15 protein-coding genes are annotated in these 12978 nt (G+C 37.2%); all 15 read right to left on the bottom strand.

Features of this window, described 5'->3' with window-relative positions:
* Nucleotides 1–2: 2 nt before the first annotated feature.
* A complete protein-coding gene (locus SHALO_RS07650) occupies nucleotides 3–647 on the bottom strand; it encodes a precorrin-8X methylmutase (RefSeq protein WP_025344689.1) in 645 nt (214 codons plus the stop codon).
* Nucleotides 648–649: 2 nt separating this feature from the next.
* On the bottom strand, nucleotides 650–1558 hold the full coding sequence (locus tag SHALO_RS07645) for an ABC transporter substrate-binding protein (protein ID WP_025344688.1): 909 nt from the start codon (nucleotides 1556–1558) through the stop codon (nucleotides 650–652).
* A 9-nt stretch (nucleotides 1559–1567) separates the two neighbouring features.
* Nucleotides 1568–2335 (bottom strand): ABC transporter ATP-binding protein, encoded by a 768-nt coding sequence (locus SHALO_RS07640; RefSeq protein ID WP_025344687.1) that lies wholly within the window; start codon nucleotides 2333–2335, stop codon nucleotides 1568–1570.
* Nucleotides 2332–3357, bottom strand: a complete 1026-nt coding sequence (locus SHALO_RS07635; protein WP_202819543.1) for a FecCD family ABC transporter permease — start codon at nucleotides 3355–3357, stop codon at nucleotides 2332–2334. The genes SHALO_RS07640 and SHALO_RS07635 overlap by 4 nt, the downstream gene beginning before the upstream one ends.
* Nucleotides 3347–4249 carry a sirohydrochlorin cobaltochelatase gene (locus SHALO_RS07630; RefSeq protein WP_025344685.1) on the bottom strand — a complete coding sequence of 301 codons (903 nt, stop codon included), beginning with the start codon at nucleotides 4247–4249 and terminating at the stop codon, nucleotides 3347–3349. The genes SHALO_RS07635 and SHALO_RS07630 overlap by 11 nt, the downstream gene beginning before the upstream one ends.
* Before the next feature lies 1 nt (nucleotide 4250).
* Nucleotides 4251–4892, bottom strand: a complete 642-nt coding sequence (locus SHALO_RS07625) for a histidine phosphatase family protein (protein WP_025344684.1) — start codon at nucleotides 4890–4892, stop codon at nucleotides 4251–4253.
* Nucleotides 4889–5611 (bottom strand): adenosylcobinamide-GDP ribazoletransferase, encoded by a 723-nt coding sequence (gene cobS, locus SHALO_RS07620; protein WP_025344683.1) that lies wholly within the window; start codon nucleotides 5609–5611, stop codon nucleotides 4889–4891. Before cobS ends, SHALO_RS07625 begins: the two co-directional genes overlap by 4 nt.
* Nucleotides 5608–5865 (bottom strand): cysteine-rich small domain-containing protein, encoded by a 258-nt coding sequence (locus SHALO_RS07615; RefSeq protein ID WP_025344682.1) that lies wholly within the window; start codon nucleotides 5863–5865, stop codon nucleotides 5608–5610. The genes cobS and SHALO_RS07615 overlap by 4 nt, the downstream gene beginning before the upstream one ends.
* 1 nt (nucleotide 5866) lies before the next feature.
* A complete protein-coding gene (gene cobT / locus SHALO_RS07610; protein ID WP_167748976.1) occupies nucleotides 5867–6901 on the bottom strand; it encodes a nicotinate-nucleotide--dimethylbenzimidazole phosphoribosyltransferase in 1035 nt (344 codons plus the stop codon).
* A complete protein-coding gene (locus SHALO_RS07605; RefSeq protein ID WP_025344680.1) occupies nucleotides 6898–8382 on the bottom strand; it encodes a cobyric acid synthase in 1485 nt (494 codons plus the stop codon). The genes cobT and SHALO_RS07605 overlap by 4 nt, the downstream gene beginning before the upstream one ends.
* An 8-nt stretch (nucleotides 8383–8390) precedes the next feature.
* Nucleotides 8391–8942: a bifunctional adenosylcobinamide kinase/adenosylcobinamide-phosphate guanylyltransferase gene (gene cobU, locus SHALO_RS07600; RefSeq protein ID WP_038533193.1), complete on the bottom strand. Its 552-nt coding sequence runs from the start codon at nucleotides 8940–8942 to the stop codon at nucleotides 8391–8393.
* Complete coding sequence (locus SHALO_RS07595; protein ID WP_025344678.1) at nucleotides 8939–10117, bottom strand: norcobamide biosynthesis serine-O-phosphate decarboxylase; 1179 nt, start codon at nucleotides 10115–10117, stop codon at nucleotides 8939–8941. Before SHALO_RS07595 ends, cobU begins: the two co-directional genes overlap by 4 nt.
* Nucleotides 10102–11013, bottom strand: a complete 912-nt coding sequence (gene cbiB / locus SHALO_RS07590; protein ID WP_025344677.1) for an adenosylcobinamide-phosphate synthase CbiB — start codon at nucleotides 11011–11013, stop codon at nucleotides 10102–10104. Before cbiB ends, SHALO_RS07595 begins: the two co-directional genes overlap by 16 nt.
* 300 nt (nucleotides 11014–11313) lie before the next feature.
* Nucleotides 11314–12231 carry a 4Fe-4S binding protein gene (locus tag SHALO_RS07585; RefSeq protein WP_069478038.1) on the bottom strand — a complete coding sequence of 306 codons (918 nt, stop codon included), beginning with the start codon at nucleotides 12229–12231 and terminating at the stop codon, nucleotides 11314–11316.
* Nucleotides 12218–12895 (bottom strand): 4Fe-4S dicluster domain-containing protein, encoded by a 678-nt coding sequence (locus tag SHALO_RS07580; protein WP_145923245.1) that lies wholly within the window; start codon nucleotides 12893–12895, stop codon nucleotides 12218–12220. Before SHALO_RS07580 ends, SHALO_RS07585 begins: the two co-directional genes overlap by 14 nt.
* Nucleotides 12896–12978 lie beyond the last annotated feature (83 nt).

Genomic DNA, 12978 nt, shown 5'->3' with positions numbered 1-12978 from the left:
TTTTAGATGCCTTCTCTTTGAAAAATTTGGTAGATAAGACCGTGTAAAATAGCAACGGCAACCGTACTTCCACCTTTTCTACCTCTTACTCGAATATAAGGAACATCATATTTTAGAACTTCTTCTTTAGATTCAGCCGCTCCCACAAATCCAACAGGTACAGCGACGATAAGGGAAGGTTTTGCACAATCACCTGATTTAATCATCTCCAATAGAGTATAAAGTGCTGTTGGGGCATTGCCGATTAAAAATATTTTAGTTTCTGGATCTTTTGCCGCATGTTCCATGCCTACAATTGATCTTGTAACACCACGTTCTTTAGCTTCTTTACTGACATCTTCATCACTCACAAGGCAGTACGGTTTGCAAGAAAATTTCCCTAAGGCAACTTTACTGAGGCCATTAACAATCATATTGGTATCACAATAGATTTTACATCCACTTTTGAGGGCATCAAACGTACTCTGGACTGCATCATCAGAAAAATCTAAAAGATCGGTATACTCAAAATCAGCCGTGGTATGAATGACACGTTTAACAACAGGTTGCAACGTAGCATCAAAGGCATCAATAGCACTTCCCATCTCTTGGGTAATAATCTCAAAACTCTTTTGTTCAATACTCATTGGCCGTCTTTCATACGACATGGTTAAATCCTTTCTTTAAAATAATTGGGATAGATAATCTGACCGAGTGCCCACATTCCGTCAAGCAATTTTTTTGTGGGCCTTGAAACGATCTCTTCAGGAATTAAATAGACGTGTTTATTTTTGATGGCATTAATTGCTTTAAAACCAGGTGTATTATAAATATCTTCTTCACTAACACGGTTCATCGCTCCATTCTGTGCGATATAAACATCAATATCCTGCGCATGAGAAAGAATTTTTTCAATCTCATAGGGCGCAACAGTGGAACCATTTCTGATTGATTTAGCATCTTTCGCAATATTTTTTACACCTAAAATCTCAATGATTGTATAAGGCATACTTCCAGGACTGGTTGTCAAAAAATCTTTATGACGCGTTTCAAAGAAAAGTCCTTTTTTATTTTCACTAGGAATGGAAGCTACCTTAGCTTTAATCTTTGCAACTTCATTCTCAAAAGATTCTACATATCGAGTGGAAGCTTCTTCTTTTCCTACTAATTTTCCAATCTTATTCCAATACGTTGGTAACTCTTGGTAGGTTGAAGGTTGGAGTGAAACAACTTCAATTCCTCGTGATTTTAAAAGGTCTATCATACCTTTGAATTTATTGGCAATCATTGGTCGAATCAAGATAAGATCAGGCTTTGCACTAATGAACTTTTCTGCATTATCATAATAGGAGTACGTAGGTATATCTTTGAATTTATCAGGATTATCTAAATCAATAGAAACACCTATTAATAATGCTCCTGCTCCTAAATCATCGATAAGATCTGTATGTGCAGGATATAAAGAGATAACACGTTTAAAAGGTTTGTCAAAAATAATTTTGTTTCCATTCTGATCTTCAATTTCTAGCGCATAAAGATGGCTTGATATCAGCAAAGCCACTAACCATAATATTTTCATTTTCGCTCCTTAAACTGGAATAATATAGCTCTTGTCGTTATCATGAACGGCAATACTTTCGATACCAAAAAGTCTTTTGATATTGATCGGTGTTAATACTTTTTTTGTAGTACCCATTTCTAAAAGTCCTCCATCTTTAAGCATGATGATCTCGTCACAATAACGTGAGGCAAGATTCATATCGTGAAAGACCGCAAGAACTGTTTTTTGTTCATTCTTCGTTCGTTTTTGCACCTCTTTTAAAACAAAATGTGCAAAATAAGGATCCATGTTTGATGTTGATTCATCCAGAAATAAAATAGGCGTATCTTGAATTAATGCTTTAGCGAAAGCCACGCGTTGCTTTTCTCCACCACTGAGGTTTGTAACCTCTTTATCTACCAAAAAGTTCAATTCAAAAACATCCTTAATCTGATCAATTAAGGCATACTCTTTTGCTGAAAGCCCATGCATTCTTTTTTTAAAGGGATAACGTCCCATTTCTAAGATTTCCTGAACCTTATAGGGAAAGGAAATATCAAAATTTTGAGGAACAAGTGCTATTTGTTGGGCGAACTCTTTACGAGAATAGGTATGACAAGGCACATTAAATATTTCAATCTCACCATGTGATTTTGGTACTAAACCAGCCAAACAATCCAATAGTGTTGTTTTACCACTGCCATTAGGCCCCAAAATTCCATAGAATTTTCCCACCTCAAGGCTCAAGTTGATGTTTTCTAAGATAGAAGTAGACCCACTTTTATAGCCAAGATTCTTTACATGTAAAGCACTCATCTCTTTTTCCCTCGCATCTTATTTCTAAAAACTATGGCAAAGAATGGTGCACCTAAAAGCGCTGTGAGTATCCCAATAGGGACTTCATGTGGAAGTAACGCACGAGAAACATTATCAGCCATTGAGAGAAGAATTCCGCCCCACAAAGAACAAACAATGATGAGTTTTTTGTTGTCCGTTCCCACTAAAAATCGCATCATATGAGGGATTATCAATCCCACAAAACCGATAATCCCACAAATAGATACGGTCACTGAGGACATCAATGAGGCAACAACGAGTAAAATAAGACGTACACGGTGTGTATCTACGCCCATTGAGCTAGCATTTTTCTCTCCCAATGACAAAATATTGATTTCCTCGGCATAAAAGTAAATCACCATAGAGCCAAAGGAAACAACAGCCAAAAGAATCATCACTTCCATCCATGTTTTACCTTGAAAACTACCTAATAACCAAAAGAAAATAGACGCTATTTCATCCCCTGCTAGGTATTTTGAAAAACTAAGCCCTGCGGAGAAAAAAGCTCCAATGATAACACCGGATAGAATCAACGATACAGGAATGATGCGCCCTTCAAACGTTGCCAAACGCAACACAATTCCAAGGCTGATTATCGCAAAGAAAAAAGCACTTCCTTGAATCATCACGCCACTCAATCCTAATAACAACGCTAATGCGGCACCAAATGATGCACCTGAGGAGATACCTAAAGTATAAGGGTCTGCCAAAGGGTTAAGGAGAACCCCTTGAAAGACAAGCCCACTTAAACTTAATGCAACGCCGGTTAAAATCGCTGTTAAAATACGTGGCAATCGTATATCATGCACGACAAACCACTCCGTAGAACCTATTACATTTTCTTTACTGCCTATCATGATTTTACAGACATCAAAGAAGGGGATATCGATATATCCCATTCCGGCAAATGCAATCACGCCACTAAGCGTTAATAAAATTCCACCAAGCGTCCAAACTAAAAATTTGGTGTCGGATGATAGAAAATGTGTTTTACTTGCCAAGTGCATAACCTGCTTTCTTTCGTTTCATATCTATTTCTTTATTCGTAATTGCATGTTCAATATGCTCAATAAAAATCTGTTGAATCGCTTCGTTTTCACCTAAGCCATGAAGATAAACATTGACGTTAAAACCCTCTTTTAAAAGCATACTTTTCCAAGAATCTTCTTCGTCACCGGCAATATCATTGTTTGCATGATCGCCTGCTACAAATAGAAACGGCATCAAAGTTACTGTTCTAATACCATTTTTCTTAAGTCTTGTGAGAACATTGTCATAAGAGGGAAACCCTTCCACGGTTCCAAAATAGACATTTTGAGATGCGTCTTGGAAGAAATAATCAATCATGGCATACGCAGAGGTAGAAGGATGATGTGTACCATGTCCAATAAGCACAACAGCCTCATCTGCCTTTAATTCAGAATATTGCAACTGAAGCGCCTTCATTGTCAACTCATAATCTTTAATATGCGTCAAAAGTGGATGACCTAATTTAATGACATAGAAATCATCTTTTAGGGAGGCAACTTCGCGTTTAAGATAATCCGCTTCCTCACCATTAATGATATGCGTTGCTTGAACGATAACCGTACCGTATCCATCAGCTTTTAACTTTTTAAGAGCCTCTTCGGGCGTATCGATTCGAATACCATCACGCTCACTGAGTTTTCGAATGATTTGTCTTGATGTATACGCCAATCTAACATCATAGTCTTTATAGGTATCTGCTATTTTTTTCTGCAACGTATCAATTGTAGCGACTCTTGTATCATTATATGTCGTTCCAAAATTAACAAAAAGAATCGCTTTTTTGTCTTTGTTTTGAAACAGCGTAAACCCATTAAATATAAACACTATCATCATCATAGAGATCAGCATTATAGTTTTTTTCATTTCATGCTCCTTTTTTCATCTTTGTACTCACGGCTAATTGTTGAATTTTCTCTCCTCTTCCTAGGTATTCCAGGTACACAAAGCCATCTTCATGGACGAGCTTTGTCAAAGAAGCATGTTCAACGGCAAACTTCCAGTAAGCTTTTTTATTGCCTGCAAGGTAGCGAGAAAGAATTGCCCTTATCGCGCCACCATGTGTTGAGATAAGAATATGCTTACCAGCATGGTTTGCTATGATTTCTTCAAACGCTTCATATGTGCGTTCAAAAAGCATTTTGACACTTTCACCTTTGGGTATCACAAAATCATAATCGCCACTAAAAAACTGCTCAGCTTCTTTGGGAAACTCTTCCATTAATGACGCATAGGTTCGTCCTTCAAAGACACCAAAGTCCAATTCACGTAAACGCTGATCATAGGTGACCTTAATCTTTTTTGAGCGACTAAATATTCTTGCTGACTCGGCACAACGCTCCAAATCACTAGAAATAATCACATCTAATGGCCCAAAAAAGTTATTTGCCACATGCGCAATACATTCTTTGCCTAACTCATTCATAGCAGCATCTAAATGGCCAAAATAAACTTTTTGCCTATTTAATCCTGTCTCTCCATGGCGAAGAAGGTAAATTTCTGTTTTCATAAAAGTACTCCTATAAATAACACAACTAAAGATGTTAATTCTAATACTGCTCCCATCGTGTCACCTGTGATGCCATCAATGCGCTTTTGAATATAATAAAGGCTCATAAAACCAAAACTCAAAGCACCCACAACAAGCCAAAGCGCATCTAAACCTAGGAGGATAAAGCCTATGACTAAGACACTCAAAATGGCAAAAAATACGCCTTGGATACTCGTTTCATCCACAATACTTTTTCCCATGCCTTCTTCTCTTGCATACCTTCCTAAGCCTGCATGAAGAACAGTATTTAAACGTGCCACGACAGGTATAAAAACGATATATTCCCAGCCAAGTTCACTCAGAAATAAAATTTTGGCAACCACATAGACAATAAGCGCTAACGCCCCATTGACCCCGATACAAGAGTCTTTCATAATCTCTAAGATGCGCTCTTTATCTCTGTAACTAAACAAGCCATCAAAACTGTCCGATAAACCATCAAGATGAAGCCCTCCCGTGAGTAAAATCTCAACTACAACAATGATTAAGGCAACAATTAATTTATTGTCAATCAAAGGATTGATGACCATAAACACCGCACATAAAATTAAACCGATAAGCAAACCAACGAAGGGAAAAAACTTTATAGCACGCCCAATCGCAATAGGGTCATAGGTTGTTTTACTAAATACAGGAAGGCGTGTCATAAATTGAATTAATAACAGTATCCCGTTCATTTCTGTACTGCCAGTTTTATGATGTAATGCATTTTCGCTTGGACGTATTCATAGCCCGTATCTTTATGATGAACAACATCACATTCCACACAACTTTTGATTCCATTTTTTGTATAGGTAAATTTTCCGCCACACTGCTCACCCAAAGCATACAAAGGGCAATAGCAAAAAAGACAATTAAAGGTAGTGTCCTCTTCTATCTTATGACAAGGAAAATACTCACACGCTTTATTTTGTACAAATTTATAGCTCATCTTATACCTCTGGGTAGACACGAATATCGCGTGTTAGATTACTAGCCGCTTCAACCAAAGGAAACACGAGTACCGCACCACTACCTTCACCAAGTTTCATGTTCATATGAAGCATCGGATTAAAGCAAAGTGCTTCCATTATCCACTTTGCACCAGGCTCTTCACTGATGTGAGAAGGAATCATGTAATCTCTTGCATGCGCGTTCATGCGGTATGCAAGCAAGGCAGAAACGCCTGAGATAAGGCCATCTAAAACAATAGGTACTTTATACCTAGCCGCACCCAAATAGACCCCCGTCATGGCGGCGATATCAAGACCACCCAATTTTTGGATGATGTCGATAGGGTCATTCACATCAGGCTTATTGATACGAACGGCATCCTCTACAACGGCTATTTTCAATCCTAATGTTCGCTCATCAATACCACTGCCATATCCCACAAGTTCAACTAACGGAAGATTCGTTAAGGCTTTTAAGCAGGCACTACTAGTTGTTGTATTGCCAATACCCATTTCACCCACAGCAAAAAGGTTGTAATCTTTTTCTACGAGTTCACGAACGATATCAATACCAACTTCAATAGCTTCAATGGCCTGTTCACGGCTCATTGCTGGGCCTTTTCGAATGTTATATGTCCCTGTAGGCATAATTTTATGCGTAATTGCCCCTTTGAAAACACGTGTCGAATCAATGCCAAGATCAATCACAAAAAGTTCACTGCCCAATGATTTGCACAGTGAACTAATAGACGCTTCCCCCGCAACCATCGCTTCAACGACATATTGTGTTATCACACGCTTAGAAGCACTCACGCCCTCTTCTTCAACACCATTATCTGCAGCCATCACGACGACTGCTTTTTTCTTAACGCGGTACTCTTTTTCTATTCCACTCAGTTGAATATTCATCTTTTCTAATTTACCAAGCCCATCAGGCGTCTTCAATAATGTCGCAATATATTCTTTTTGGTTTTTTTGGTTTTCTTCATTTACTCCGGTTATAGCAAGTAAAGTCTCTTCTAATAGATGCATCATTCAACTCCTATAATGTTGTAAATAGCTCTCATATCTAGATTTTCACGTAACAATAAAGCCAACTTGTCGTACTCACCTTGTTTATAAGCGTCATAGTCAAAGACTTCATCGACTTTTGTAATGCCTTTTTTCTCACGAATACGATTTAAAAATTCAGTGGTAAAGTCAGAATTATCAAACACCCCATGGATATAGGTTCCTATAACATTGTCCCGTATTGCCCCGAGTAATGCCTCAGTACCTTCAAATAAATTGGCTTCATTGCCATACGTGATGCCTTGATGGATTTCATATCCTTTGATACGGCATTTAGTCATTCCTTGAAGAAAACCTGTATTACAACTGAGTAAGCCTTCAAATTGCGTCGTTGTCTTTTCTTTTAACATCGTTGTTTCGATATCTAAAAGACCCAGTCCGGTTATTTCTTGAATGGAAGATTCAATTCCAAATTCATCTTGAATTTTTTGACCTAACATCTGAAATCCACCACAAATACCAAAGATAATCACCCCATTTTTTGCATGTTTAATCACCGCTTCGGCCATGCCTCTTTGTTGAAGATCCAGCATATCCTCGATAGTGTTTTTTGACCCTGGCAAGATAATAACATCTGGATTTTCAATCTCATGTACTTTTCGAACATAACGCACGGTTACATCACTGTGTCTCAAAAGGGCATCCATGTCGGTAAAATTTGAAATGCGCTTAGGTACAATAACGGCGATATCAATTGCCCCACGTGCTTTTTTTTCTAAATGCCTATCACCAAAACCATCTTCTTCTTCAATACCCAGTTGTATATAAGGGATAACGCCAAGAACAGGAATATTGATTTTTTCTTCAATCATACGAAGCCCTGGTTCAAGTAAGGTTACATCACCACGAAACTTATTGATAATAACCCCTTTGATACGAGCACTTTCATGTTTTTCCAAAAGTTTTATCGTTCCATATATTGAGGCAAAAACGCCTCCTTTATCAATGTCTGCAACCAAAACAGCTGGCGCATCAGCCATTTCTGCCATACCGGTATTGACCAAGTCATCTACTTTCAAATTAATCTCAGCAGGACTTCCAGCTCCTTCGATAATAGATACATCATAGTTTTCGCGTATCTTGTTATAAGCCTTCATAACCTCTATTTTCATAGCACCACGATTGGTGAAATACTCTCGAGCATCCATATTGCGTAAAGCTTTTCCATGCAAGATGACTTGTGCCTTGCGGTCTGTTGAAGGTTTCAGCAATATAGGATTCATCATCACATCAGGCTCCAGCCCTGCGGCTTCTGCTTGCACCACTTGGGCACGTCCCATCTCTTTTCCATCTTTGGTGATATAAGAATTTAAGGCCATATTTTGAGATTTAAAAGGGCAAACTCGCACACCATCTTGCTTAAGAATACGGCATAATCCTGCCACAATAACGCTCTTACCAACATCCGAACCTGTACCGTAAACCATTAAATTTTTATGTTTCATTAGTGTCTCTATTTTAATTTCATCGGTAATCCTGCGACTACCAAGTATGCTTCATCACTTGCACGTGCTACGTGCTGATTCATTCGTCCTGCAATATCTCTAAAGCGACGTCCTAAGGGATATTCAGGAATGAGTCCCATACCTACTTCATTGGACACGATAATCATTTCACCAGCAAACTCATGCCCAAACAGCACCAATGCATTCACTTCTTCTAATATCTCTTGTTCAATTTCATAAACTGCTTCATCACTGAGCGTTTCCCAATCCACATCGCGGTTCATAATCATCATATTGCTGACCAAATTTGTTAAACAATCTACCAAGACAACCTGTGCATCTTTTGCCTTTACATGTAAAGCTTTTGCGATACCTTCGTATTGTTCAATAGTAACCCAATCACTTCCACGCTGCTCTAAATGTTTTTTAACGCGGTATTTCATTTCGTCATCAAAAGCAATGGCGGTTGCTACGTAGCATTTATTTTTATAGCGTTTAGCCCTATCTTCTGCAAACAGACTTTTCCCGCTACGTCCACCACCGGTGATAAATGTAATCACTTACTATCCTTTAGTATGCTTTTGAGCGCCATAACGATGCAGTTATTCTCTTCACGCGTTCTTCCTGCAATACGAATACATTCGCCCTCAACACCAATTTTATCTGCCATGGTGCGAACATAAATTCCATACTCAACAAGGAGTGCACTAATCACAAAACTTGCTTTTATTCTAGACGGAAGTTTGAGCATCACAAAGTTAGCCATCGAAGGATAGACATACACATTTTCTATCCCTAAAAGCGCTTCTTTAAATCTGCACATCTCTTTGATATACTGCTTTCTAGCTTCTTCATAGCGCTTTAAAAAATCTTCCCTTACAAAAAGTCGAAGACAATACTCACCAATACCATTGATATTCCATAAAAATCCATGCTCTAAAAGTGCATCAATCTTACGTGAATCCATCAAGGCATACCCAAGGCGAACCCCTGCTATGCCAAAATCTTTAGAGAGACTTTTAACAATGATGACATTAGGATACATATCAAATAAAACAGTTGAGCTAAGACATGTCAATGCCTCGTCTTCATAGGCAAAATGAATAAAACTTTCATCAATAATAATGCGCGGCACAAAGGCTAAGCGTTTCAATAAAATGTGCATCTTTTCTAAAGAAAGATAGGCACCATTTGGATTATTTGGATTAATCAACACAACGGTATCGGGTTGTTCATTTTCAATAAATTGGCAGTATTTATCCGCATCAAAGCTATAATCATCACGTTCATTCAATGGAAAATAAACAACTTCACACCCTTTGCCCACAAACTCATAATACGATGAAAAAGTAGGAATCATTAAGGCAACTTTTTGAACCTCTTCTTGTTGTAGAAGCATCTGAATAATTTCAGTGGCACCATTCCCGATAAATATATTTTCAGGCTTTACATGTAAAGACTCCGCCATAACTTTTTGCAAAGAACGTTGCTGTGATGGGTAGTGTGTCAGTACCTTTTTATAGGCATTGGTTTGAATTAATTCACGGTCAATATAATCAAGTACTAGCTCAGAAGCATAAGGATTTGACAAATAGCATGCATCGATCTTGATTTCCAATGTTGGGAACATTTTTTTCAAGTCTTCCATACTTGGACTATGACTTCCCGCATTCTGTTTTAACGCATGAAACGCTTTCGTAAATTGAGTGTTACGTGCATTCATTGTATCAACCATAGAAATGTAATCATTGCTGCCATACTTCCCAATACAATATAGTCAATCTTTGAATGCAGCGTGAGTACATTACATACGTCTTGCTGTGTTAAGGGAAGGGAACCATCCCCAAGATAAGGCTTATTTTTGATTGCACCAAAATAGCGTGTAGGACCACCAAGTTTTAAATGAAATGCCAATCCAGCTGCTGCAATGGGCCAGCCTGAATTAGGACTTTCATGCCCTGAAGCATACTTTTTTAACGTATTAAAGCTGTACGATCCTTTAGCAGCTAAATAAATAAGTAATGCACTAATACGAGCAGGAATCCATCCTACAATATCATCCAACCTTGCTCCTGCAGTTCCAAAATGAGAGTAACGTTCATTTTTATAACCCACCATGGAGTCTAATGTGCTAATCGCTTTAAAAATAATAAGCCCCTTTAGTCCAAAAAGAAGAAGATAAAATAAAGGTGCTATAACCCCATCATTAATATTTTCAGTATACGTTTCTATACATGCCTTGTAGATTTCGTGGTCATCCATATCTTCAGTGTCACGACTGACTAAATACTTTATTTTTTCTTTTGGAACAGAAGAATTGATGACGTCCAAAACAGAATGATAGAGCATATGATGCGCCAAAAACATCGAAGCAATCACGATTGAAATAAATATTGAAATACCATGTGGAAGAGAAGATAAAAGAGTTTCTAACAGCCAAATAGCTACGTATGTAAGTCCTAATGTACTCACAGCAAGCACTAAGCCTCGTTGAAAAGTATTTTTATAAAATTTTTTTTCAAACCAACTTATATAACGCCCAATAAAAATGACTGGATGCGTTATAACTGTAAATTCACCAACAAATTTATCGACGATATACGCAAAAAAAGCTATTAATGCGGTATTCATTCTTTATCCTTTTTTCTTGAGTTTAATCAAAGAGATAACCTCTTTAGTTAAACAATTTAAGACATTGTATTAATGCAACGTGAGATAGAGCGCTTGTGATATTAAAAGTATCTTCAATAACACACATAATCATCTCTTCTCAAAAAGGAAAGAACCGATATAGTTTCAATATTATTCACTTTAACCTCTTCAGAAAAAAATATTGTTCTAACGGCACAAGTGAGAATAGCCGCCAAACTTATATACTTTTTCTTGTAACCATTGGTTACGCCCATTTTATAATCCCTTTTGTAAAGTTAATTAAGCTGTTTTATTCATTGTTTCAATGGATGTATTCAGTACATTCACATCTTTTACTTCTTTAAATTTTGTTTTTTTATGCTCGTATAAAGCAACAATGTCTATGGCATGTTGCGGACAATATTCTGCACATAGCATACATTTGATACAAATACTCATATCAGGAAGCCCTCTACGATGTCCAATATTAACAGGACATACTTGTTCACATAACTTACAGTTGACACATGCTTCTGTTGTTGAAGGAACGATTGTCTTGTTATACGTTGACATAAGCCCTTTCAATGAACCGACAGGGCAAACTTGTGACCAACCTCTTACAAATAAAAACATAGATACGATAGGAATTATTAACAATAAAGTGTCATAACGTAGTGCAATGTGAAAATGCGTAATTGTAGAATGATTGACTGTTTCAATAAGAGCCCGTGAAATGATTCCTAATGGACAAATTGTGCAAGGTAGTGGATACTGAAATACAAATATTCCTATTAATGTACCTATCATCATGACAAAGATATCATCCATACCAGGTTGCGGTACATACTTTTGCACTTTATTTTTTACTTTAGTGTATTTTTTATAGGTCTCATTAGATGTCATTTTACGTATAATTCCGCCCATATAAGACGTAGGACAACCCCAAGAACAAAACGATCTTCCCGCTAAAAAAAGAAGAACTGAAATTGTTAAAAAAGGTACGATAAGTTTTGTATTAATAGTGTGTGTTGCTAGAGAGAGCTCTATAAAACCAACTGGACAAATAAGCCTAAAATAACCAATACTTACATAACATGTTCCGGCAACAGTTATGATGCCAAATGCACCTAGTATAATGCTTAGCATAGAAAAGTTATGTACACTTTTTCTAATGATTTGTAATTTTTTTACATTAATAACTTTATTAATTTGATTCATTTTTTGCTACCTTTTTTACGTCTGCTATAGGAATCATATCAATGCACCGTGGAGGACAATAATGAGCACACAATCCACACCCAATGCATTTATCTTTAACAATATAAGGCTTTAACGGGGAATCTTTGAGTTTTATTTTTGTAGGTATATCACGTTCTTTAGTATAAGGTTTATCAGGAACTTCTGGATTTGGAAAGAGTACTACTCCCTCAATGGGGCAATGTAAAAAACAAACCATACAATTCACACACTCTTCTTCTTTTATAATGGCAAGACCAAGCTTTTCTTCTTTTAAATCTTTAACTACACTCAAAACATCTGTTGGACAAGCTTTAACACATAAAAGACACTCTTTTCCCCAAGCAATACAGCCACCATTTTTGATATCAATTATAGGTGTGCCGATATTTTTAACATCCCAACAAAGATCAATAAGTGTCACCGCTTTAGTGGGGCATGCTGAAACACAAGCACCACATTTAATACATGCTTTATAAAAAGTATCGTCTTTAATGGCGCCTGGAGGTCGTAAGTAGTGATGTTCTCCTGACATTAACGGAACAGCTCCAACAAGACCGAACATCGCTCCTGCTTCTGCGCTGTAAATTAAAAATTTTCTTCGATTAAAATTCATCTTTTTCTCTCTTAAAGATTGTCCTAGCACTAAGACTCTCTTATCATTACTTATTTTTATTGCTATGTAATGATAAGAAAAAAAAATAGATAAGTTGTGCGGAGAAAATAGAT

Origin of the sequence: Sulfurospirillum halorespirans DSM 13726, assembly GCF_001723605.1 — a bacterium.
GTDB lineage: Bacteria > Campylobacterota > Campylobacteria > Campylobacterales > Sulfurospirillaceae > Sulfurospirillum > Sulfurospirillum halorespirans.
Note: the sequence above shows the minus strand (reverse complement) of the source record. Positions and strands in the feature narration are given on the sequence as shown.

Coding starts and splice junctions, on each gene's coding strand:
- SHALO_RS07650 (WP_025344689.1), bottom strand. CDS start 647: ATGTCGTATGAAAGACGGCCAATGAGTATTGAACAAAAGAGTTTTGAG.
- SHALO_RS07645 (WP_025344688.1), bottom strand. CDS start 1,558: ATGAAAATATTATGGTTAGTGGCTTTGCTGATATCAAGCCATCTTTAT.
- SHALO_RS07640 (WP_025344687.1), bottom strand. CDS start 2,335: ATGAGTGCTTTACATGTAAAGAATCTTGGCTATAAAAGTGGGTCTACT.
- SHALO_RS07630 (WP_025344685.1), bottom strand. CDS start 4,249: ATGAAAAAAACTATAATGCTGATCTCTATGATGATGATAGTGTTTATA.
- SHALO_RS07625 (WP_025344684.1), bottom strand. CDS start 4,892: ATGAAAACAGAAATTTACCTTCTTCGCCATGGAGAGACAGGATTAAAT.
- cobS (WP_025344683.1), bottom strand. CDS start 5,611: ATGAACGGGATACTGTTATTAATTCAATTTATGACACGCCTTCCTGTA.
- SHALO_RS07615 (WP_025344682.1), bottom strand. CDS start 5,865: ATGAGCTATAAATTTGTACAAAATAAAGCGTGTGAGTATTTTCCTTGT.
- cobT (WP_167748976.1), bottom strand. CDS start 6,901: ATGATGCATCTATTAGAAGAGACTTTACTTGCTATAACCGGAGTAAAT.
- SHALO_RS07605 (WP_025344680.1), bottom strand. CDS start 8,382: ATGAAACATAAAAATTTAATGGTTTACGGTACAGGTTCGGATGTTGGT.
- SHALO_RS07595 (WP_025344678.1), bottom strand. CDS start 10,117: ATGGTTGATACAATGAATGCACGTAACACTCAATTTACGAAAGCGTTT.
- cbiB (WP_025344677.1), bottom strand. CDS start 11,013: ATGAATACCGCATTAATAGCTTTTTTTGCGTATATCGTCGATAAATTT.
- SHALO_RS07585 (WP_069478038.1), bottom strand. CDS start 12,231: ATGAATCAAATTAATAAAGTTATTAATGTAAAAAAATTACAAATCATT.